The following is a 20,505-nucleotide window of genomic DNA, read 5'->3' on the forward strand; positions in this document are numbered from 1 at the left end:
TATGCGCACCATCACCCGTTTGCTTGCTTCTTCGGTATGCCTGACGCTGATTTCGATCGGCGCGGCAGCCGCCGCTGACTACGATCCACCCATCATCATCGACCAGGCGCCGGACGTGGTGCCGGTGGAGATCGGCAGTGGCTGGTATCTGCGTGGCGACATCGGCTATTCGCTGAAGACCGAAGCGAAGGATCCCTTCACCTACCGGACATTTGACGGTGTCAGCTATGGATCGGCGTCGTTCGACAGCGTTTCCTTATCCGACGACTTCACGTTCGGCATCGGCGCCGGCTATTCCTTCACGGACTGGCTTCGCGCCGATGTGACGCTGGATCGTTTTTCGGCTGATTTCAGCGGCACGACCTCAAGCGCGTCTCCCTGCCCCGGAAGCCCCGGCAGTACCACCTGCCGGTCAGAGGATTCGTCCGAGGTGACCGGATACTCCATGCTTCTCAATGGATATGTTGACCTTGGCACCTATGTCGGCTTCACGCCTTATGTCGGTGCAGGCATCGGTTACACCTATCTTCGCTGGGATGATCTCTCCAACAGCTCATACTGCGTGGGCGGAAGTTGCGGAGGCACCGGTCTTGTCGGCACGACCACCCATGCCGGCGAGTCCGACTGGCGCTTTACCTATGCCTTGATGGCTGGCGTTTCCTACGATTTCTCCAACAACATGAAGGTCGATCTGGGTTATCGCTATCGCAATATCGACGGCGGCCAGATGTTTGGCTGGGATGCTGCCACGGCGACGGCCGGGGCCACCGGAATTCAGGGCACCGACAGTGGCCTGTCGACGCACGAAATCCGTGTGGGTCTGCGCTACGAACTTTGGTGAACGCAGGTCGCCGTGCGTCCATCCGGACGCACAAAGGACGATCTAAACTATTGATGGAGCATCGGAATAGCCCGAAAGCCGGATTCCACTTTTCGGTCCGATGCTCTATTCACAAGCGACCATCTGAAATGCGAGACCTCGCTCCTGCAGCGGGGTCTTTTCGTGCTCAGCGCGCAGTCGACCAGCCGAACCACAGGGCGACAAGCGCGAGCAGTGCAGAAAGCGTCCGCCGCGCGATGCGTTCTCGCCGCGGGTCGGTCAAAAAGGGCTGCAAGCGGCTTGCTAGCAAAACGATAAGCCCGTGGATCAGCGTCGCAACGCCCACATAGACCATCGTCAGAAGCATGGTCTGCGGCGTGAGCGGCTCCAGCGGATTGACGAAGGTCGGCAGCACCGCGATGTAGAAGACGGCAGCCTTCGGGTTGAGCAGGTTGGTGACTAGCCCGCGCAGGAAGTGTTGTCCGTCCGGCCTGTCGCCTGCCGAGACCACGTCAGTGCCCTGGCGCCAGCCATCCCAGGCCAGATAGAGCAGGAACAGAACGCCCGCCCAGCGCAGGCCCTCATAGAGCAGCACGGATGCCTGAATGATCTGAGCGACCCCGAGGGCTGCGACAATGCCGACAATGCCGAGCCCGAGCGCAACACCGGCGACGGTGGCAAACCCGGCGCGGCGGCCCTCCGACGCGGATATCAGCGCCAGATAGGCCATGTTGGGGCCGGGTGTGAGCTCGATCAGCGTGGACGCCAGAGCGAAAGAGGCGATGACGGTCAGATCGAGTCCCAGAAGCATCATCGTGTCAGTGGGCTTCGTCCCAGTTGCTTGCCGCGCGCGCCTCGACCTGTAGGGGAACGGAGAGGGCGCGTGCGGGAAGTGCCGCGTTCTCCATGACCTCGCAGATAACGGGAATGGCCTTCTCCACCTTGCTTTCCGGCGCTTCAAAGATCAGTTCGTCATGCACCTGAAGCAGCATCTGCACGTCTTCAAGACCGGCATCGGCAAGGGCGTTTTCCATGCGCGCCATCGCGCGGCGGATGATGTCGGCTGCCGAGCCCTGGATCGGCGCGTTGATCGCCGCACGTTCGTTGAAGGCGCGCAGTTGCGGGTTTGAGGAGCGGATCTCGGGGTAGTGTGCCCGGCGGCCGAACACGGTCTCCACATAGCCCTGCTCGCGTGCCTGGGCCTTGGTGGAATCCATATAGTCCTTGATGCCGGGAAAACGCTCGAAATAGCGCTTGATATAGGCGCTGGCCTCTTCGCGCGGAATGCCAAGCTGATTGGCCAGGCCAAAGGCCGAGATACCGTAGATGATGCCGAAATTGATTGCCTTGGCGCGGCGGCGCACCTCCGGCGGCATGCCTTCAACCGGCACATCGAACATTTCCGACGCCGTCATGGCGTGAATATCGAGCCCGTCGGCAAAGGCTTTCTTGAGCTCGGGGATATCCGCCACATGGGCGAGCACGCGCAGTTCGATCTGGCTGTAGTCGGCCGAAATCAGCCTGGCGCCCTCCGGTGCCACGAAGGCGGTGCGGATTTTACGGCCCTCTGTGGTGCGGATCGGGATGTTCTGCAGGTTCGGTTCGGACGATGAGAGGCGTCCGGTCGTGGTGGAAGCGAGTGCGTAGGAGGTGTGCACCCGCTTGGTTTCAGGGTTGATGTAGCCCGGCAGGGCATCCGTATAGGTGGATTTGAGCTTGGTGACCTGGCGCCAGTCGACGATCTTGCGCGGGAGCTCATGGCCCGCGGCTGCAAGGTCTTCGAGCACCTGCGCCGAAGTCGACCACTGGCCGGTCTTCGTCTTGCTGCCGCCCGGAAGGCCCATCTTGCCGAACAGGATCTCGCCAAGCTGCTTGGGCGAGCCGATGGTAAAGCGTTCACCGGCCAGCTCGTAGATCTCGTCTTCGATGCCCGCTGCCGTCTGTGCGAAATCGCCTGAAAGCCGCGAAAGAATCTGCCGGTCGACGGCGACGCCGCGATGCTCCATGCGGCCGATCACCGGGATCATGGGCCGTTCGAGCCGCTCATAGACGGAAACGAGGCCTTCGGCGGCAAGCCGCGGCTTCAGCACCTGCCAGAGCCGGAGGGTGATGTCGGCATCTTCGGCGGCGTAGGCGGTGGCGCGCTCCAGATCGACCATGTCGAAGGTGACCTGCTTGCGGCCCGTTCCCGTCAGTTCCTTGTAGGGGATGGGTTTGTGACCCAGCCAGCGTTCGGAGAGCGCGTCCATGCCGTGGCTCACCGTGCCGTGGCTGCCGGTTCCGGCATCGAGCACATAGGACATGAGCATGGTGTCGTCGACGCCGACGATCTCCACGCCGAGTCGATACATCAGCAGCCAGTCATATTTGAGGTTCTGGCCGATCTTGAGCACGGCAGGATTGGCCATGACGGCGCGGATCGCCTCCAGCGCGTCCTGCTGCGGAATCTGGTTCTCGATCAGCCCGCCACCCAGAAGGTCGCCGTCGCCGCTCTTGTGGTTGAGCGGGACATAGGCGGCACGACCGGGTTTCGTGGCGAGCGAAAAGCCGCAGAGTTCCGCCTGCATCGGATCGAGCGAGGTGGTCTCGGTGTCGAAGGCGAGGATGCCGGTCTCGCAGGCTTCCGCAATCCAGCGCTTCAGCGTGTCCAGATCGCGGACGCATTCGTAGCCGGCATGGTCGAAAGTCTGGGCTGCGCCAGCTTCTGCGATACCGGCTGCAAGCTTCGCAGGGGTTGCCGCGTCACCGTCGCTCTCGGCGGGGGAGGGGTCGAGGTCCGGCCCGTGGGCATTTTCGCCCGCTTCCACCTCCACATGAGCGGCTTCGATTTCCGCCACTTCAGCGCCGGTGGCTTCCGCCACGCGGCGCGTCAGGGTGGAGAACTCCATCGCTTTCAGGAAGCCGATCAGCTTCGGCCCGTCGGGCGGAGCGAGCTCGAACGTGTCGATCCCGTGCTCGACCGGAACGTCGATCCTGAGCTTCACCAATTCGCGGGAAATGCGCGCCTTTTCGGCGAATTCGATCAGGTTTTCGCGCCTTTTGTTCTGTTTTATCTCATTTGCGCGAGAAAGCAGCGTGTCGAGATCGCCATACTCTTCGAGCAGTTGCGCGGCCGTTTTCGGACCGATTCCGGGGACGCCGGGGACATTGTCCACCGAATCGCCCGTCAGCGCCTGAAGGTCGATCATTTTCTCGGGCGGAACGCCCCATTTCTCGATCACTTCCGGAACCCGGATCTCGCGATCCTTCATCGGGTCGTACATGGAGACGCGATCGGTGACGAGCTGCATCAGGTCCTTGTCAGAGGAAATGATGGTGGTTTCGCCGCCTGCTTCACTCGCAAGCCTGGCATAGGTGGCAATGAGGTCATCGGCCTCGAAACCGGCCATTTCGATGCAGGGCAGGTCGAAAGCCAGTGTCGCTTCGCGGATCAGGCCGAACTGCGGCACGAGGTCTTCCGGCGGTTCGGAGCGGTTGGCTTTGTATTCCGGGTAGAGATCGTTGCGGAAGGTTTTCGAGGAATGGTCGAAAATCACCGCAAAATGCGTCGGTGTGACGCCGACATCCGTGTCGCGCGCATTCTGCAGCAGTTTCCAGAGCATGTTGCAGAAGCCGGCCACCGCACCGACCGGCAGGCCGTCGGATTTGCGGGTCAGCGGGGGCAGTGCATGATAGGCACGAAAGATGTAGCCCGAGCCGTCAACGAGGAAAAGATGATCGCCTTTTTTCATGGCTGTACGGGTAGCGCGGCAGGGTGCGCCTGTCCACGGAAAAGGGGGTGTTCAGCGCCTTTCGGAGAAGAGTGCTGACATGGTCGAACGCCGCCTACCGCTTTCTATCACGCGTTTGTTACGAAGATGTAATGTTCGTGCCCTTGAATAGCCACGTTCGAACACAAAATAACAGACAGCGGCAATTTTTCGCCGTGGTCCGGCCTAGGCTCGTCCCCCGCCTTTTCCGGACGAAATAGCGGCAGCCTCATCCCCCCTCTCCGGGCTGCCGCGGTGTTTCAAGCATGGCCGCCGTGGTTTCCCCTCCACCACGGCGGCTCTTGCGTTTAGAGGTCAGGGTTTCCTGCGTCTTCTGCCGTAAAGCTCCAGCCGGTGATGCACGATATCGTAACCCAGGGCGCGGGCTATCTCTTCCTGCAACTCTTCGATCCGGTTTGAATGAAATTCGATCACGTCACCAGTGTCGATATCGATCAGGTGATCATGATGCTCGCCATCGGCCTGCTCGAAACGGGCGCGCCCGCCTTCGAAGGCATGGCGGTGGATCGCCCCCATCTCTTCCAGAAGCTTCATGGTGCGGTAGACAGTCGATAGTGAGATGCTCGGATCGATGGCCGAAGCACGCTGGAAAATTTCCATGGCGTCCGGATGATCGTCCGTTTCTGTCAGAATCCGCAGAATCACCTTGCGCGGCCGGGTGATGCGAACGCCGGCGCGGCGCAGTTCCTTCTCATAATCCGGCTTATGACTGGCATGCTGATTCATGGAGCAACTATGCGCCAGATGACAATCAGTTGCAAAGATTCCATCTGTTCGTACTCAAGTTTCTCCTCATGAAACCCCACAGTTTAAGCATTCCAGCTTTTTTATTGCAAACGATTTGCAATTGCATTGACGAGTTGAGAAATACGGCCTAGCTTCAGACAGTCACAGCAGTTCGATGTGTATCAGGGGATATTCATGCGTTTAGCCAAGGGATTGGCCACTTTCATCGTCGCAGCACTCGCCGCGACCTCCGCCTTCGCTCAGGATGAGCGCTTCAAGGCGGTCACCACATTTACCGTCATTGCCGACATGGCACGCAACGTTGCGGGCGAGGTGGCGGTGGTCGAATCGATCACCAAGCCGAATGCGGAAATTCACAATTACCAGCCGACACCGGGCGATATTCTGCGGGCTCAGGATGCCGACCTGATCCTGTGGAACGGGCTCAATCTCGAGCTCTGGTTCGAGCGCTTCTTCCGCAATCTCAAGGATGTTCCGAGCGTGGTGGTCTCGCAGGGCGTGGAGCCGATGAGCATTGGCGAGGGTCCCTATACGGGCAAGCCCAACCCGCATGCCTGGATGTCGCCGAGCGATGCGCTGACCTATGTCGACAACATTCGCGACGCGTTTTCGAAGCATGATCCGGAGAATGCCGGGGTGTATGCGAAAAATGCCGAAGCGTACAAGGCGCAGATCAAGGCGGTTGTTGATCCGATCCGCGAAAGGCTTGCTGCCATTCCCGAGGATCACCGGGTTCTCGTCACCAGTGAGGGTGCGTTCAGTTATCTTGCCCGCGACTTCGGGCTGAAAGAGCTCTATATCTGGCCGATCAATGCCGACCAGCAGGGTACGCCGCAACAGGTGCGTCACGTGATTGACCAGATCAGGGAAACCAGGGCGCCGGCGGTCTTCAGCGAAAGCACGGTTTCTCCCGATCCGGCGCAGCAGGTGGCGCGTGAAACCGGCGCGAAGTATGGCGGGGTTCTCTACGTGGATTCGCTGAGCGATGCGAGCGGCGAGGTGCCCACCTATCTGGACCTCCTGCGGGTCACGAGTGAGACGATCGCCGAAGGACTGAGCGGGCAATGAACGCACCCGTGATCAACAGGGACAGAAAGCCGGCGGCGAAATCCGCCGGCATTGATGTTCGCGATGTGACGGTTACATATCGGAACGGTCACACGGCGCTGCGTGACGCCAGTTTTTCAATCCCCACCGGCACGATCGCGGCGCTTGTCGGCGTCAATGGCAGCGGCAAATCCACGCTCTTCAAGGCAATCATGGGCTTCGTGCCGCTTGCCCGCGGGGAGGTGTGCATCCTGGCCCAGCCGGCAGGGCGGGCCCTGAAGCGCAACGTCGTTGCCTATGTGCCCCAGGCCGAGGAGGTTGACTGGAACTTTCCCGTTCTCGTCGAGGACGTGGTGATGATGGGGCGCTATGGCCACATGAATTTCATGCGCTGGCCGCGCCGGCACGATCATGAAAAGGTCGAGGCGGCGCTCGAGCGTGTGGGCATGGCCGATTTCCGCAAGCGTCAGATCGGCGAACTGTCCGGCGGCCAGAAGAAGCGCGTCTTCCTGGCGCGGGCGCTGGCCCAGGAAGGACGGGTGATTCTGCTCGATGAGCCGTTCACCGGCGTCGATGTCCGCACGGAAGAATCCATCATCGCGCTTCTGAAGGCGTTACGCGAGGAAGGGCATGTCATGCTGGTCTCGACGCACAATCTGGGCAGTGTGCCGCGCTTCTGCGATCGAACCGTTCTGATCAACCGCACGGTGCTGGCTTCCGGGCTGACACCGGAAGTTTTCACCCGCGCCAATCTGGAAAAGGCATTTGGCGGTGTGCTGCGCCAGTTCACGCTTGGCGGGGCGGATCTGCATGAAGACGCAGAAGAGGATTCCCGCAAGCTCACGGTTCTGACCGACGATGAGCGGCCCTTCGTCATCTATGGCGATGAGGATGGCGCCCCGGAAGCAGGGGACAGGAAATGAGCGCCTATCTGCTCGAACCGTTCTCCTATGGCTACATGGTCAACGCCATGTGGGTGAGCGCGCTGGTGGGCGGGGTGTGTGCTTTTCTCTCCGCCTATCTGATGCTCAAGGGCTGGTCGCTGATTGGCGATGCGCTCTCGCATTCCATCGTACCGGGCGTAGCCGGGGCCTACATGCTGGGCCTGCCGTTTTCCATCGGCGCGTTCTTTGCCGGCGGGCTTGCGGCCGGTACGATGTTCTTTCTCAATCAGCGCACCAAGCTGCGTGAAGATGCCATCATTGGCCTGATCTTCACCTCGTTTTTCGGCCTTGGGCTCTTCATGGTCTCGCTTTCGCCAGCGGCGGTGAACATCCAGACCATCGTTCTGGGCAATGTGCTGGCGATCACGCCATCGGACACGCTGCAGCTTGTCATCATTTCCGGCGTCACTCTGCTGGTCCTCGCATTCAAGTGGAAGGACCTGATGGTCGCGTTTTTCGACGAGAACCATGCGCGCTCCATCGGCCTCAATCCGGGTTTTCTGCGGCTGATCTTCTTTACGCTTCTGAGTGCCTGCACGGTGGCCGCCATGCAGACGGTGGGCGCGTTTCTCGTCATCGCCATGGTGGTGACGCCGGGGGCGACGGCCTATCTCCTGACGGATCGTTTTCCGCGGCTCGTGGCCATTGCGGTGGCGATTGGCGCGCTCTCAAGCTTCATCGGGGCCTATGCGAGCTATTTTCTCGATGGGGCGACGGGCGGTATCATCGTCGTGCTGCAGACGCTGGCGTTTCTGACGGCCTTTGTCCTTGCACCGAAGCACGGGCTTCTGGCGGCGCGCAGGCGGGCCCGTGAGGCGCTGGAAGGCGAGATGCGGGAGATGGGCGCATGAGTGGCTTTTTCGACGCGCTGATGCTGCCCTTCGCGTTTCCCTTCATGCAGCAGGCCTTCATCATTTCGGTGTTGATTGCCGCGCCCATGGCGCTGCTCTCATGCTTTCTCGTGCTCAAGGGGTGGTCGCTGATGGGCGATGCCGTGAGCCATGCGGTGCTGCCGGGCGTGGTGATTGCCTATATTATCGGCATACCCTTTGCCATCGGCGCTTTCGTGGCCGGCATGACCTGCGTGGTCGGCATCGGCTATCTGAAGGAAAACAGCCGTGTGAAGGAAGACACGATCATGGGCGTGGTCTTCTCCGGCATGTTCGGGCTTGGTCTGCTGCTCTACACCAAAATTCAGACAGAGGTGCATCTCGACCATATCCTGTTCGGCGACATGCTGGGCGTGACGTGGGGAGACATCACGCAGACGGGGATTATCGCGCTTTTTGTCTGCGTGGCGATCGTGCTCTTTCGCCGGGATCTGCTTCTGAATGCGTTCGACGGGCAGCACGCCAAGGCGATCGGCCTGCCGGTGCGGGTGCTGCATTACGGGCTTCTGGCCATCCTCTCGCTGACCATCGTCGCGGCATTGACGGCGGTGGGCATCATCCTCGCGATCGCGCTTCTGATCGGGCCCGGGGCCGTGGCCTTTCTGCTGGTCAGGCGGTTCGACAGGATGCTGCTTGTCAGCCTGGCAGTTGCACTGCTCTCGTCGTTCTTCGGCGTTTATCTGAGTTTCTTCCTCGATAGCGCGCCGGCGCCGACAATCGTGCTTTTGATGACGGGGCTTTTTGTGGCGGCATTCATCTACACGCTGCGCCGCAATGCGCGGGAGGATGCCGCGCGGGAGGTGGACGGCGGCGAACTGGGCGTGGGGCGATGAATCTCACCGGTACGGCGCCAGGCACCCTCGCCCTTCGACGAGCTCAGGATGAGGGTTACTGGAAGCTCCGTGCTTTCTTGAAACGTGAAATGCGGACGCAGGAGCATATGCCACGCGTGGCGCTACCGCTTTTCTGAGCGGGCTAAACAGCCCTCATCCTCAGCTTGTCGAAGGGCGAGGGCGCTTGGCTCCCAAGTATCGTGAAAGCGCCGAGCGTTGTTTTCTGATGCACGGCGCTTGAATCATGTTCGGCTAATCGGGCAGGACCGCCGTGGCCTCGATCTCCACCTTCGCTTCATCCTCGATGAGCGCGGTGACCTGAACGACGCTCATGGGCGGGAAGTTGCGGCCCATGACGGAGCGATAGGCCTCGCCCAGTTCGCGCAGACGGGTGGCGTAGGCCTGCTTGTCCGTGATGAACCAGGTGAGCCGCACCACATGTTCCGGTCCGGCGCCGGCTTCCTTCAGCAGTGTGACGATGTTCTCCAACGCCTGCCGCACCTGACCGATGAAGTCGTCCGTCTCAAACACCTGACTGCCGTTCCAGCCGATCTGACCGCCAAGGAAGACGGTGCGCCCCCTTGCAACAACACCATTGGAATACCCCCTGGCAGGAACCCAGTCGGCGGGCTGGAGAATCTGGTGAAGCGGGACAGTCATGCTATTTCCTTCATACTTGGGAACGAAAGGCGTGGTCACACGCCGAGAAAGCGCTCCTGGATCTCGTCCGTGAGTGCTGAGGGTGCACCGGTCCATGCGGTGCGGCCTTTTTCGAGAATGACGCAGCGGTCCGCCACGGGCAGAAGCTCGCTCAGTGTCTTGTCGACGATCAGGATCGACTGGCCCTCCGCCCTGATAGTGCGGATGGCGCGCCAGATATCCTGCCGGATCACCGGTGCGAGCCCTTCGGTCGCTTCGTCGAGAATGAGCAGGCGCGGATTGGTGGCCAGCGCCCGGCCGATGGCGAGCATCTGCTGCTCGCCGCCCGAGAGCGTGCTGGCATACTGGTCCCGCCGCTCCGCCAGGCGCGGGAACAGCGCATTCACGCTATCGAGCGTCCACTTGCCCGGACGCGCGGCGGCGAGGATGTTTTCCTCCACCGTCAGGTTCGGGAAGCAGCGGCGGCCTTCCGGCACCAGCCCGAGACCGAGCCGGGCAATGCGGTGCGGCTTCATACGCATGATGTCTTTGCCGGCAAAATTTATGCTGCCTGACTGTGCGGGCGTGAGGTGGCAGACGGAGCGGATCGTCGTCGTCTTGCCCATGCCGTTGCGGCCCATCAGTGCGACGGCCTCGCCTTCCTCGACCGAAAGATCGACGCCGAAGAGCGCCTGCGATTTTCCGTAGAAGGTTTTCAGATCCCGGATCTCGAGCAGCTTCATGCGCCATCTCCCAGATAGGCTTCGCGCACGGCGGGATGGCTGCGAATGTCATCCACCGAGCCGGTGGCGATGATGCGCCCATAGACGAGGACGGAGATGCGGTCGGCAAGGGCGAAGACGGCGTCCATGTCGTGCTCGATGAGAAGGATCGGCGCTTCGTCGCGCAGGCTGTCCAGGAAGCCGGTCAGCGCCTGTGAGCCTTCGGGGCCCATGCCGGCCATCGGTTCATCGAGTAGAAACGCCTTTGCGCCGAGCGCCAGGGCGATGGCGATTTCGAGCTGACGGCGTTCGCCGTGCGAAAGCTCGGCGGCGGGCACGTCGGCGCGGTCCGACAAGCCGACGCGGGCGAGTGCTTCACGGGCCGGATCGGTGAGGCTCGTGTCGCGCATGACGGGTTTGAAGAAATGGAAGCTGGTGCCCTGACGCGCCTGCACCGCCAGCATCACATTGCGCAGCGCCGAGAACTCGGGTGCGAGCGAGGACACCTGAAAGGTGCGGCCCATGCCAAGCCGTGCGCGGGCGGCCACATCGAGTGGCTTCACGTCACGCCCTTCGAAGTGGATTTCGCCACTGTCAGGCTGGAGCGAGCCGGCAATCTGGTGGATGAGAGTCGATTTGCCGGCGCCATTGGGGCCGATCAGCGCGTGGATCTCTCCGGGTTTCAGGTCAAGGCTGACGCCATCGGTGGCTTTCAGCGCTCCGAAGCTTTTGCGCAGGTCTCGAATGTCGAGGATCGGTTCAGCCATGACGTGCTCTCCCGGCCATAAGACCCATCACACCACCGCGGGCAAACAGCACCACGGCCAGAAGAATGAGGCCGAGGAAAAACTGCCAGTGCTCCGTGATGCCGCCCAGCGCGAACTCGAACAGCACATAGACTATGGCCCCGGCCAACGGCCCGGCAAGCCGGCCGACGCCGCCGATGATGATGAGAACGATCAGTTCGCCCGACATGTGCCAGGAGAACATGGAGGGGCTGACGAAGCGGTTGAGATCGGCAAAGAGCGCGCCGGCAAGGGCTGTCATCATGGCGGACAGGACAAAGGCCACAAGCCGAATCCTGAAGGGGCCGATGCCGACAGCGGCAAGCCGTGTCTCGTTCTGTCGCCCGGCCTGAAGTGCTGCGCCAAAGCGGGACGCGCGGATCAACGCGAAGAGGATGAGGCCGATCGCCAGAAGGCCAAAACAGATGAGGAAGAAGCTCATCGGCGCCAGCGTGTTCGTGCCTGGAAACGCGTTGCGAACATAGATCGACAGACCATCCTCGCCTCCATAGGCGGGCCAGGAGATCGCGAAATAGTAGATCATCTGCGCGAAGGCGAGGGTGATCATGATGAAATAGACGCCGGAGGTTCTGAGCGAGATCAGGCTGATCAGCGTTGCCACGAGCGCGGCAGCGATGGCGCCGGTAATCCAGATCACGATCATCTGGTTGGTGCCGGGCAGGCCGAAGAGAAGCGGCTCGCTGTTGAAGGCGTGGGTGGCAAGAATGCCGGCCGCATAGCCGCCAATGCCGAAGAAGGCTGCGTGGCCGAAGGAGACCAGACCACCAAGGCCGAGCGCGATGTTGAGCCCGGTTGCGGCAAGGCCGAGGATCGCCATGCGGGTCGCCAGCGTGATGTAGAAGGTTTCGCCCATGGCCTGGGCGATGAAGGCGGCGGCGAGAAGGCCGGCGACGATGAGGATGCTGATTGATGTTTCGCGTGTCATGTGCGGCCCCTCATGCATTCGCCGCGAACAGACCCTGGGGCCTGAAGGCAAGGATGAGGGCCATGACGATGTAAATCAGCATGGAGGCGAGTGCCGCACCCACTGTGGCGGCTTCGGAATTGGACATGAACAGACCGAAGAAATGCGGCAGCAGGAAGCGGCCCAGTGTCTCTGTCAGTCCCACGAGGATCGAGCCCACCAGCGCACCCTTGATCGACCCGATGCCACCGATGACGATGACCACGAAGGCGAGGATCAGCACCGGTTCGCCCATGCCCACCTGCACCGACTGAAGCGCGCCCACCATGGCGCCGGCCAGACCGGCAAGGGCTGCGCCCAGCGCAAAGACGAGCGTGTAGAGCGTGCCGATGTCGATGCCGAGCGCGCCGATCATCTCGCGGTCGGATTCACCGGCGCGAATGCGCATGCCGAGCCGGGTCTTGCCGATGAGAAGATAAAGCCCCGCAGCGACCGCGATGCCGACGCCGATCACCGCGAGACGGTAGATGGGGTACTGCGCGCCGCCGGGCAGATGCACTGCGCCTGAGAGAAGCTGCGGAATGTCGAGATAGAGCGGGAAGGAGCCGAACACCCAGCGCGTGCCTTCCGAGAAGATGAGGATCAGCGCGAAGGTGGCGAGCACCTGGTCGAGATGGTCGCGTTCATAAAGCCGTCTGATGACGAGGATTTCGACCAGCGCGCCAGCGGCAGCGGCCGCGGCAAGGCTGGCGACGAGGCCGAGCCAGAAGGAGCCGGTGGCCGCTGCGACGGAAGCGCACGCAAACGCGCCAACCATGAAGAGCGAGCCATGCGCAAGGTTGATGAGACCCATGACGCCGAAGATCAGCGTGAGACCGGCGGCCATCAGGAACAGCATCACGCCGAACTGCAGTCCGTTCAGGATTTGCTCTATGAATAGGGTTAGGGTCACGGGGAGTTTTCGCCGTCTGGTTTTGAGGTGGAGCGCTGCGTGGACGCCTCCCTCTCCCCGTTTACGGGGAGAGGGTGAGGGTGAGGGGCTGCGCCATGATCTGCAAAGACTGGCGCAGGCCCCTCATCCGCCTGCCGGCACCTTCTCCCCGCCAGCGGGGAGAAGGAGGCTGTCCTACATCTTGCACTCGGCCGCGTAGGCGTCCTTGTGATCGGTGAATGCGGTGGCAACGATCTTGTTTGTCAGCGTGTCGCCGTCCTTCACCACCTCGCGGACATAGAAATCCTGGATCGGGTGGTTGTTGGTGTTGAAGGAGAACTTGCCGCGGACGGAATCGAAATCCGCCTCCTTCAGCGCCGCGCGGAAAGCGTCTTTGTCTTTCACGCTTGCCTTTTCGGCGGCGGAAAGGATCAGGTTCGCCGTGTCATAGGCCTGTGCGGCATAGACGGAGGGCAGGCGGCCATAGGCTTCCTTGAACCCTTCGACAAAGGTCTTGTTGGCTTCATTGTCGAGGTCATAGGCCCAGGACGCGGTGTTCTTCACCCCAAGCGCCGCATCACCAATGGCGGGCAGCACATCCTGGCTGAAGGAGAAAGCCGGTCCAAGCAGCGGGAGGCCGACGCCCGACTGGGCATACTGCTTGGTGAAGGCGATGCCCATGCCGCCCGGCAGGAAGATGAACACCGAATCCGCCCCCGAAGCGCGGATCTGGGCGATCTCGGCGGCATAATCCGTCTGACCGAGCTTGGTGTAGACCTCACCCGCCAGCTCGCCCTTGTAGAAGCGCTTGAAGCCGGTCAGCGAATCCTTGCCGGCCGGATAGTTGGGCGCCATGATGAAAGTCTTCTTGTAGTCCTTGTTGGCCGCCTCGCCCATCGCCTCGTGGAAATTGTCGTTCTGATAGGCGACGTTGAAGTAATTCGGGCTGCAACCGGCGCCGGCCAGCGCCGAGGGGCCGGCATTGACCGACAGATAGATGATATCCTGCGCCGTCGCCGACGGCACGACCGCCATGGCAAGGTTCGACCAGATGATGCCTGTCATCAGGTCCACCTTGTCGCTCTGGATCATCTTGTCGGCGATCTGGACCGCAAGTTCCGGCTTCTGGGCGTCGTCTTCAACAACGACATCGATCTCCTTGTTGCCGGACCGCTCGATGGCGAGCATGAAACCGTCGCGGGCATCGATGCCAAGCCCCGCGCCACCGCCAGAGAGCGTGGTGATCATGCCGATCTTGATCGGTTCGGCAAAGGCATTTCCGGCGACGCTTGCCGAAAGGGCAAGCAGGCTTGCTGCAAGTAGCTTCTTCATGTGTGGTCTCCCTTTTTTGTTCCCGTTTATCTGCTGGGCAGGTGTTTGCCCCTCATCCGCCTGCCGGCACCTTCTCCCCGTAGGCGGGGAGAAGGGGGCTGAATGCAACGTTTATGCCTCCCTCGCCCCGCTTGCGGGGAGAGGGTAAGGGTGAGGGGCTGGCGCGGCGGTTGATCATCATCTCCTCACATGTCCGTTCGGACTCTCCAGAGTTCGGGGAATAGTTCCACATCCAGCATCTTGCGCAAGTAGGAAACGCCGGATGTGCCGCCGGTGCCCCGCTTCAGCCCGATGATCCGTTCGACGGTGGTCACGTGGTTGAAGCGCCACCGGCGGAAATAGTCTTCGAAATCAATCAGTTTTTCGGCCAGTTCGTAAAGTGCCCAGTGCTCGTCGGGCCGTGCATAGACCGCCTTCCACGCCGCCTGCACCTCGGCATTGGCCTCCCGGCGCTCGCGCCAGCTCGTGCGTTCCGCATCGGGGCCGATATTGAAGCCATTGCGTGCCAGAAGCCGCAATGCCTCGTCATAGAGGCTGGGCTCGGCCAGAATCTCCTCCAGATGCGCTGTAATTTCCGGCAGGTCGGCATGCGGCTTGAGCATTGCCAGATTTCTATTGCCGGCCAGGAATTCGATGGAGCGGTACTGCCAGGACTGGAATCCGGAGGACTGGCCGAGCGCATCGCGGAAGGTGGAATACTCGCTCGGCGTCATGGTGCGCAGCACGTCCCAGGCGCTGTTCAACTGCTCGAAGATGCGTGCCACGCGGGTCAGCATCTTGAAGGCGGGGCGCAGCCTGTCCTCGGCGATGGCCGCGCGCGCGGAGCGGATTTCGGTGATGGCGAGTTTCATCCAGAGCTCGGATGTCTGATGCTGGATGATGAACAGAAGCTCATCACGTGCCGTGGACAGGGGCTCCTGCGCGTCGAGTATTTTCTCCAGATGCAGATAGTCGCTATAGGACATGGGCGGCTTGATGTCCGCTGCCCTTTCGTCGTCGAGCTCCGGCTGGCTTGCCATGGTCATTGCTTCTCCCGCAGGCGGAAACGCTGGATCTTGCCTGTCTCGGTCTTCGGCAGGGCGTCCAGAAACTTGATGGAACGCGGATATTTGTAAGGCGCGATTGCTGCTTTCACGTGGTCCTGAAGACGTTTCACCGTCAGCTCATCGCGCGCGACGCCTTCGGCCAGAACCACATGAGCCTCGACAATCTGCCCGCGCTCCTCGCTCGGTGCACCGATGACGGCGCATTCCATGACGTCGGCATGGGCAAGCAGTGCCGCCTCCACCTCGGGACCGGCAATGTTGTAACCGGCGGAAACGATCATGTCGTCGGAGCGGGCGGCGAAATGGAAGTGGCCGTCCTCATCCTGATAGAAGGAATCGCCCGTCAGGTTCCAGCCGTCGCGCACATACTCTTTCTGCCGTTCGTCAGCGAGATAGCGGCAGCCGGTCGGGCCACGCACGGCCAGACGCCCGGTCTCGCCGCGCGGCAACTCGTTCATGTCTTCGTCCACGATGCGCGCTTCATAGCCGGCCACCGGGCGGCCCGTGGTGGCGGGATGGCGATCATCGAAACGATTGGAGATGAAGATGTGCAGCATCTCGGTCGCACCGATGCCGTCGAGGATCGGCTTGCCGGTCTTTTCCGTCCACGCCTCGAACACGGGGCCGGGCAGCGTCTCGCCCGCCGAGACGGCAACGCGGAGCGAGGAGAGATCCGCACCCTCATCCATCGCCGCCATCATGGCGCGGTAGGCGGTGGGCGCGGTGAAACTCACCGTGGCACGGTATTTTTCGATGATCTCGATCATGTTGGGCGGGGTGGCGCTTTCAAGCAGCGTCGCCGTCGCGCCAAAACGCAGCGGGAAGATCGCCAGACCGCCGAGCCCGAAGGTGAAGGCGAGCGGCGGCGAGCCGACGAACACGTCGTCCGGGGTGACCTGCAGCACTTCCTTTGCATAGGCATCGGCGATGATCAGCAGATCGCGGTGGAAATGCATGGTCGCCTTGGGCGTTCCAGTGGTGCCGGAGGTGAAACCCAGAAGCGCGACATCGTCACGGCCTGTCTTGACGGCATCGAACCGGACCGGCTTGTCGAGGGCGATGCGGTCGAGTTCTGCATCGAAATTGGCGGTGCCGTCGAAGCCGACGACTTTCTTGAGGAATTTGCTGTCCTTCGCGCAGGCGACGAGCTCGTCCTTGATGCGCGTGTCGCACAGGGCAAGGCCGATCTCCGCCTTGTCGACGATCTTGGCGAGTTCGCCGGCACGCAGCATCGGCATGGTGTTGACCACCACGGCGCCCGCCTTGGTGGCCGCCAGCCAGCAGGCGACCATGGCCGGGTTGTTGGCCGAGCGGATCAGGATGCGGTTGCCCGGCCTGACGCCGTAATCCTCGACCAGCGCATGGGCGAGGCGGCTCGTCCAGTCCGCCAGCTCCTTGTAGGTTCGGCGGCGGCCATTGCCGATCAGTGCCACATGGTCGCCGAAGCCGCGCTCGACCATGCGGTCGGTCAGTTCAACGCCGGCATTCAGATATTCCGGGTAGTCGAAACCATCGAGAAGGAAGGCCGGCCATTGGTCTTCCGGCGGGAGATTGTCCCGCGCAAAGGTGTCGGTATGACCTGTCGGTCCGAGCATGTTTCCTCCCTCACTTTCCAATCTGCCGGGCAATCACGACCTTCTGGACGTCTGACGCGCCCTCATAGATGCGCAGAGCCCTGATCTCCCGGTAAAGGCTCTCTACGATATGTCCGCGGCGCACGCCGTCGCCGCCATGAATCTGAACCGCCTTGTCGATGACCTGTTGTGCGCGGTCGGTGGCAAAGAGCTTCGCCATTGCCGCTTCGCGGGTCACGCGCCGCGCGCCCATGTCCTTGGTCCATGCGGCGCGGTAGATGAGGAGTGCTGCAGCGTCGACATCAAGCGCCATGTCTGCGATGTGGCCCTGCACCATCTGCAGCTCGAACAGCGGAGCGCCGAAAAGCTCGCGGCTGCCGGCACGGTCCAGCGTCTCGTCCAGCGCCCGGCGTGCAAAGCCGAGTGCGGCCGCACCCACGGTGGAGCGGAACACGTCGAGCACCGACATGGCGATCTTGAAGCCTTCGCTCGGCTTGCCGATCATGGCAGAGGCGGGCACACGCACATCGTTGAAGGCAAGCCGCGCCAGCGGATGCGGCGCAATCACGTCCAGACGCTCCGCGACCTTCAGCCCCGGCGTGTCCGCAGGGACGAGGAAGGCGGAGATCCCTTTGGCGCCCGGCGCTTCGCCGGTGCGGGCGAACACGGTATAGAGGTCGGCGATGCCGCCATTGGAAATCCAGGTTTTTTCGCCGGAAAGAACGTAGCCATCGCCATCGCGCGTGGCGGTCATGTCCATATTGGCGACATCCGAGCCCGAGCGCGGCTCGGAAAGGGCAAAGGCCGAGATCGCCTTGCCGGCGCGGGTCCTGTCGAGCCATTGCTGCTGCTCCGGCGTGCCGAACAGGCTGATCGCGCCGGTGCCGAGCCCCTGCATAGCGAAGGCAAAATCGGCCAGCCCGTCATGGCGGGCCAGCGTTTCGCGCGTCAGGCACAGCGTGCGCACGTCGAGCGGGCCGGGATTGGCGGTGTCGAGCGCGGTGGGCTTGAGGAAGCCGGCTTCGCCGAGCCGGGCAACGAGATCGCGGCAGGCGGCATCGACATCGCTGTGGTCAACGGGGAGGTTCTTCGCGCACCATGCGTCGAGTTTTTCGGCCCAGTCGCGGTGGCGCTGTTCGAAGAAGGGCCAGTCGAGGAAGGAGCGGTCAGGCATGGGGTTGCTCCCTATTGCTGGTGCGGGCGCATTGCCCCTCACCCTTACTGACCGGGGCCGAGCCACGGGTCTCGACCCGTCCTTCGGACCCCCGCAGGCGGGGAGAGGGGGGCATAAACGTAGCGGCCTTGATCCCTTCTCCCCGTGAACGGGGAGAAGGTGCCGGCAGGCGGATGAGGGGCAGCGCCAACGCCATCATCAATCCCCCTCGAACACCGGTTTTTCCTTGGCCACGAATGCGCGATAGGCGCGTTCGAAATCCTTTGTCTGCATGCAGATGGCCTGCGCTTGGGCTTCCGCCTCGATGGCCTGTTCCAGACCCATCGACCATTCCTGGTTGAGCTGGGTCTTGGTGATGCCATGGGCGAAGGTTGGCCCGGCGGCAATCCGCGAGGCCATGGTCAGCGCTTCGGTTTCCAAGGCGTCGGCGGCAACGAGGCGGTTGTAGAAACCCCAGCGCTCGCCCTCTTCAGCGCTCATGGAGCGACCGGTGTAAAGCAGCTCCGCCGCACGGCCCTGACCGATGATGCGGGGCAGCATGGCGCAGGCGCCCATGTCGCAACCGGCGAGCCCGACACGGGTGAACAGGAAAGCCGTCTTGGCCTCCGGCGTTGCAAGTCGCATGTCAGAAGCCATGGCGATGATCGCCCCGGCACCGACAGCCACGCCATCCACCGCCGAAATGATCGGCTTGTTGCAGGCGATCATGGCCTTGACCAGATCGCCGGTCATGCGCGTGAAGGCGAGCAGACCCTTCATGTCCATATCGACAAGCGGGCCGATGATGTCGTGCACATCGCCGCCTGAGCAGAAATTGCCGCCATTGGGCAGGAACACCACCGCGTCCACATCGTCGGCATAGGGCAGGGCGCGGAATGTGTCGCGCAGTTCCGCGTAAGACTCGAAGGTGAGCGGATTCTTGCGGTCCGGCCGGTCGAGCTGGATCAGCGCGACATTGCCTTCCATACGCCAGATGAAGTGCTTCGGCTTCAGACCCGCCATGGTGCTCATACGCCGCCCTCCCAATTGCTTTCGAATGTCTTGAGTGTGCCGGCCAGAGCGCGTGCCTCATCCTCCGGCAGACTGCCGAGAAGCTCGTCAATCCAGCGCTCATGCGCTTCGGCCATTGCCGCGAAGGCTTCCTTGCCGGCTGGTGTCAGCTTTATGATGGATGTGCGCCGGTCACCGTCGCGCTTGGTGCGACTGGCCAGACCATCCGTCACCAGGCGTTCCACGATGCCCGTCACATTGCCGTTCGAAACCAGAAGGAAGCGCGATATGTCGCTCATCGCCATGCCTTCGGGTGCGCGGTCGAGGGCCGACAGCACATCGAAACGCGGCAGGGTCGTGTCGAAGCGGGTTTTTAGCCTTTCGCGCAGAACGGCTTCGATGAGGCGCGAGGCACGCAGAATCCTGATCCACAGGCGCAGGCGTTCCTTTGCGGGTGCGCCGCTGCGAACGGAAGCCAGGGGGGCGCTTACCATGTTTCACCTCCAGATATGGAAATCGACTGGCCGGTGACCGACGAGGCCGCGGAACTGACAAGCCACAATGCCGCCGCCGCGACCTCTTCCGGCTGGATCAGCCGGCCATGGGGATTGGCTTCGACAAAGCCCCTGCGGGCCTCCTCGTGGCTGCGCCCGGTCTTCTCGACCACGCGCTCGATGGATTCTTCAAGCATCTCGGTTTCCACGTAACCGGGGCAGATGGCATTCACCGTCACGCCGGTCTTGACCAGTTCCACGGAAAGCGCCCGCATGAGCCCGATGACGCCGTGCTTGGATGCGACATAGGGCGCGACATAGGCATAGCCCTTGAGGCCGGCGACAGAGGCGATGAAGATGATGCGTCCGCTGCCGCGCTTTGCCATCGGGGACAGTGCGGGCTTCACCGTGAGGAACGCGCCCGTCATGTTGACGTCGAGGATGCGGTTCCAGTCTTCGAGCTTGGTGCGGTGGGCCGGCGCGCTGGAGGCGGTGCCTGCATTGGCGATGACGATGTCGAAGGGGCCGCGCGCGGTTTCCGCCGTTTCATAGAGCGCCTGCATGGAGGCTTCGTCGGTCACGTCGGCGGTGAGCGCGTGGATGCGCTCGTGCCGGGCCGCGACCTTTTCGAGAGGCTCGGCCCGCCGCCCACAGATTGTAACGTCGATGCCGGCTTCCGCGAAGGAGAGCGCGATCGCTTCGCCGACGCCCGTTCCGCCGCCTGTGACGAGTGCGTGGCGTGAACTGGTCATTGTGCTGGCCTTTTCCTTGAAGTTCGGCGATGCCCCTCATCCGCCTGCCGGCACCTTCTCCCCGCACGCGGGGAGAAGGACGAAGCGGCG

Annotated in this window: 20 protein-coding genes; 5 read left to right on the forward strand and 15 right to left on the reverse strand. The window is 62.3% G+C overall.

The genetic code is table 11. From position 1 onward, the window contains the following. Nucleotide 1 precedes the first annotated feature (1 nt). Nucleotides 2-841: an outer membrane protein gene (locus AC07E3_RS07375; protein WP_478360936.1), complete on the forward strand. Its 840-nt coding sequence runs from the start codon at nt 2-4 to the stop codon at nt 839-841. A 166-nt stretch (nt 842-1,007) separates the two neighbouring features. Here the strand turns inward: AC07E3_RS07375 and AC07E3_RS07380 are convergent, their stop codons facing one another. The 3 genes from AC07E3_RS07380 to AC07E3_RS07390 form a co-directional block, all read right to left on the reverse strand. Next, nucleotides 1,008-1,631, reverse strand: a complete 624-nt coding sequence (locus tag AC07E3_RS07380; protein ID WP_171900091.1) for a LysE family transporter — start codon at nt 1,629-1,631, stop codon at nt 1,008-1,010. Between the two features lie 7 nt (nt 1,632-1,638). Further along, nucleotides 1,639-4,551 carry a DNA polymerase I gene (gene polA / locus AC07E3_RS07385; protein WP_336070965.1) on the reverse strand — a complete coding sequence of 971 codons (2,913 nt, stop codon included), beginning with the start codon at nt 4,549-4,551 and terminating at the stop codon, nt 1,639-1,641. A gap of 333 nt (nt 4,552-4,884) precedes the next feature. After that, a complete protein-coding gene (locus tag AC07E3_RS07390; RefSeq protein WP_065816792.1) occupies nt 4,885-5,316 on the reverse strand; it encodes a Fur family transcriptional regulator in 432 nt (143 codons plus the stop codon). Nucleotides 5,317-5,511: 195 nt separating this feature from the next. Between AC07E3_RS07390 and AC07E3_RS07395 the strand changes: the two genes are divergently transcribed. Genes AC07E3_RS07395 through AC07E3_RS07410 form a run of 4 tightly spaced genes read left to right on the forward strand, consistent with a single transcriptional unit; the run spans nt 5,512 to nt 9,051 of the window. Next, nucleotides 5,512-6,405 carry a metal ABC transporter substrate-binding protein gene (locus AC07E3_RS07395; RefSeq protein WP_478360938.1) on the forward strand — a complete coding sequence of 298 codons (894 nt, stop codon included), beginning with the start codon at nt 5,512-5,514 and terminating at the stop codon, nt 6,403-6,405. Beyond that, complete coding sequence (locus AC07E3_RS07400; RefSeq protein WP_478360940.1) at nt 6,402-7,307, forward strand: manganese/iron ABC transporter ATP-binding protein; 906 nt, start codon at nt 6,402-6,404, stop codon at nt 7,305-7,307. The genes AC07E3_RS07395 and AC07E3_RS07400 overlap by 4 nt, the downstream gene beginning before the upstream one ends. Continuing rightward, complete coding sequence (locus AC07E3_RS07405) at nt 7,304-8,179, forward strand: metal ABC transporter permease (RefSeq protein WP_336070971.1); 876 nt, start codon at nt 7,304-7,306, stop codon at nt 8,177-8,179. Before AC07E3_RS07400 ends, AC07E3_RS07405 begins: the two co-directional genes overlap by 4 nt. Continuing rightward, nucleotides 8,176-9,051, forward strand: coding sequence for a metal ABC transporter permease (locus tag AC07E3_RS07410; protein ID WP_478360942.1), 876 nt, complete (start codon nt 8,176-8,178; stop codon nt 9,049-9,051). Before AC07E3_RS07405 ends, AC07E3_RS07410 begins: the two co-directional genes overlap by 4 nt. 252 nt (nt 9,052-9,303) lie before the next feature. On the opposite strand, the gene AC07E3_RS07415 is transcribed toward AC07E3_RS07410, so the two are convergent. The 12 genes from AC07E3_RS07415 to AC07E3_RS07470 form a co-directional block, all read right to left on the reverse strand. Next, the gene (locus AC07E3_RS07415; RefSeq protein ID WP_065816797.1) at nt 9,304-9,711 is read right to left on the reverse strand and encodes a RidA family protein; all 408 of its coding nucleotides are present in this window, start codon (nt 9,709-9,711) and stop codon (nt 9,304-9,306) included. A gap of 35 nt (nt 9,712-9,746) precedes the next feature. After that, nucleotides 9,747-10,433 carry an ABC transporter ATP-binding protein gene (locus tag AC07E3_RS07420; protein ID WP_478360944.1) on the reverse strand — a complete coding sequence of 229 codons (687 nt, stop codon included), beginning with the start codon at nt 10,431-10,433 and terminating at the stop codon, nt 9,747-9,749. Then, entirely contained in the window at nt 10,430-11,179 is a 750-nt protein-coding gene (locus AC07E3_RS07425) for an ABC transporter ATP-binding protein (protein WP_336070975.1), read from the reverse strand. Before AC07E3_RS07425 ends, AC07E3_RS07420 begins: the two co-directional genes overlap by 4 nt. Next, nucleotides 11,172-12,143, reverse strand: a complete 972-nt coding sequence (locus AC07E3_RS07430) for a branched-chain amino acid ABC transporter permease (protein WP_478360946.1) — start codon at nt 12,141-12,143, stop codon at nt 11,172-11,174. Before AC07E3_RS07430 ends, AC07E3_RS07425 begins: the two co-directional genes overlap by 8 nt. Before the next feature lie 10 nt (nt 12,144-12,153). Next, nucleotides 12,154-13,074 (reverse strand): branched-chain amino acid ABC transporter permease, encoded by a 921-nt coding sequence (locus AC07E3_RS07435; protein WP_478360948.1) that lies wholly within the window; start codon nt 13,072-13,074, stop codon nt 12,154-12,156. 174 nt (nt 13,075-13,248) lie between these two features. Next, nucleotides 13,249-14,385 carry an ABC transporter substrate-binding protein gene (locus tag AC07E3_RS07440; protein WP_478360950.1) on the reverse strand — a complete coding sequence of 379 codons (1,137 nt, stop codon included), beginning with the start codon at nt 14,383-14,385 and terminating at the stop codon, nt 13,249-13,251. Nucleotides 14,386-14,570: 185 nt separating this feature from the next. After that, nucleotides 14,571-15,410, reverse strand: a complete 840-nt coding sequence (gene kynA, locus AC07E3_RS07445; protein ID WP_418793140.1) for a tryptophan 2,3-dioxygenase — start codon at nt 15,408-15,410, stop codon at nt 14,571-14,573. Beyond that, nucleotides 15,407-17,026 (reverse strand): AMP-binding protein, encoded by a 1,620-nt coding sequence (locus AC07E3_RS07450; protein WP_478360953.1) that lies wholly within the window; start codon nt 17,024-17,026, stop codon nt 15,407-15,409. Before AC07E3_RS07450 ends, kynA begins: the two co-directional genes overlap by 4 nt. 10 nt (nt 17,027-17,036) lie before the next feature. Then, on the reverse strand, nt 17,037-18,179 hold the full coding sequence (locus AC07E3_RS07455) for an acyl-CoA dehydrogenase family protein (protein WP_478360955.1): 1,143 nt from the start codon (nt 18,177-18,179) through the stop codon (nt 17,037-17,039). A 198-nt stretch (nt 18,180-18,377) separates the two neighbouring features. After that, nucleotides 18,378-19,190 (reverse strand): enoyl-CoA hydratase family protein, encoded by an 813-nt coding sequence (locus AC07E3_RS07460; protein ID WP_478360957.1) that lies wholly within the window; start codon nt 19,188-19,190, stop codon nt 18,378-18,380. Next, nucleotides 19,187-19,663: a MarR family winged helix-turn-helix transcriptional regulator gene (locus tag AC07E3_RS07465; RefSeq protein WP_478360959.1), complete on the reverse strand. Its 477-nt coding sequence runs from the start codon at nt 19,661-19,663 to the stop codon at nt 19,187-19,189. The genes AC07E3_RS07460 and AC07E3_RS07465 overlap by 4 nt, the downstream gene beginning before the upstream one ends. Continuing rightward, nucleotides 19,657-20,415: an SDR family NAD(P)-dependent oxidoreductase gene (locus tag AC07E3_RS07470; RefSeq protein ID WP_478360961.1), complete on the reverse strand. Its 759-nt coding sequence runs from the start codon at nt 20,413-20,415 to the stop codon at nt 19,657-19,659. Before AC07E3_RS07470 ends, AC07E3_RS07465 begins: the two co-directional genes overlap by 7 nt. Nucleotides 20,416-20,505: the final 90 nt, after the last annotated feature.

The sequence above is a fragment of the Nitratireductor lacus genome, from assembly GCF_056431025.1.

Bases quoted from the DNA above. Each gene is read 5' to 3' on its own strand.
- polA (WP_336070965.1), bottom strand. From the start codon at position 4,551: ATGAAAAAAGGCGATCATCTTTTCCTCGTTGACGGCTCGGGCTACATC.
- AC07E3_RS07450 (WP_478360953.1), bottom strand. From the start codon at position 17,026: ATGCTCGGACCGACAGGTCATACCGACACCTTTGCGCGGGACAATCTC.
- AC07E3_RS07455 (WP_478360955.1), bottom strand. From the start codon at position 18,179: ATGCCTGACCGCTCCTTCCTCGACTGGCCCTTCTTCGAACAGCGCCAC.
- AC07E3_RS07380 (WP_171900091.1), bottom strand. From the start codon at position 1,631: ATGCTTCTGGGACTCGATCTGACCGTCATCGCCTCTTTCGCTCTGGCG.
- kynA (WP_418793140.1), bottom strand. From the start codon at position 15,410: ATGACCATGGCAAGCCAGCCGGAGCTCGACGACGAAAGGGCAGCGGAC.
- AC07E3_RS07430 (WP_478360946.1), bottom strand. From the start codon at position 12,143: ATGACACGCGAAACATCAATCAGCATCCTCATCGTCGCCGGCCTTCTC.
- AC07E3_RS07410 (WP_478360942.1), top strand. From the start codon at position 8,176: ATGAGTGGCTTTTTCGACGCGCTGATGCTGCCCTTCGCGTTTCCCTTC.
- AC07E3_RS07400 (WP_478360940.1), top strand. From the start codon at position 6,402: ATGAACGCACCCGTGATCAACAGGGACAGAAAGCCGGCGGCGAAATCC.
- AC07E3_RS07375 (WP_478360936.1), top strand. From the start codon at position 2: ATGCGCACCATCACCCGTTTGCTTGCTTCTTCGGTATGCCTGACGCTG.
- AC07E3_RS07415 (WP_065816797.1), bottom strand. From the start codon at position 9,711: ATGACTGTCCCGCTTCACCAGATTCTCCAGCCCGCCGACTGGGTTCCT.
- AC07E3_RS07395 (WP_478360938.1), top strand. From the start codon at position 5,512: ATGCGTTTAGCCAAGGGATTGGCCACTTTCATCGTCGCAGCACTCGCC.
- AC07E3_RS07460 (WP_478360957.1), bottom strand. From the start codon at position 19,190: ATGAGCACCATGGCGGGTCTGAAGCCGAAGCACTTCATCTGGCGTATG.
- AC07E3_RS07470 (WP_478360961.1), bottom strand. From the start codon at position 20,415: ATGACCAGTTCACGCCACGCACTCGTCACAGGCGGCGGAACGGGCGTC.
- AC07E3_RS07420 (WP_478360944.1), bottom strand. From the start codon at position 10,433: ATGAAGCTGCTCGAGATCCGGGATCTGAAAACCTTCTACGGAAAATCG.
- AC07E3_RS07465 (WP_478360959.1), bottom strand. From the start codon at position 19,663: ATGGTAAGCGCCCCCCTGGCTTCCGTTCGCAGCGGCGCACCCGCAAAG.
- AC07E3_RS07405 (WP_336070971.1), top strand. From the start codon at position 7,304: ATGAGCGCCTATCTGCTCGAACCGTTCTCCTATGGCTACATGGTCAAC.
- AC07E3_RS07390 (WP_065816792.1), bottom strand. From the start codon at position 5,316: ATGAATCAGCATGCCAGTCATAAGCCGGATTATGAGAAGGAACTGCGC.
- AC07E3_RS07440 (WP_478360950.1), bottom strand. From the start codon at position 14,385: ATGAAGAAGCTACTTGCAGCAAGCCTGCTTGCCCTTTCGGCAAGCGTC.
- AC07E3_RS07425 (WP_336070975.1), bottom strand. From the start codon at position 11,179: ATGGCTGAACCGATCCTCGACATTCGAGACCTGCGCAAAAGCTTCGGA.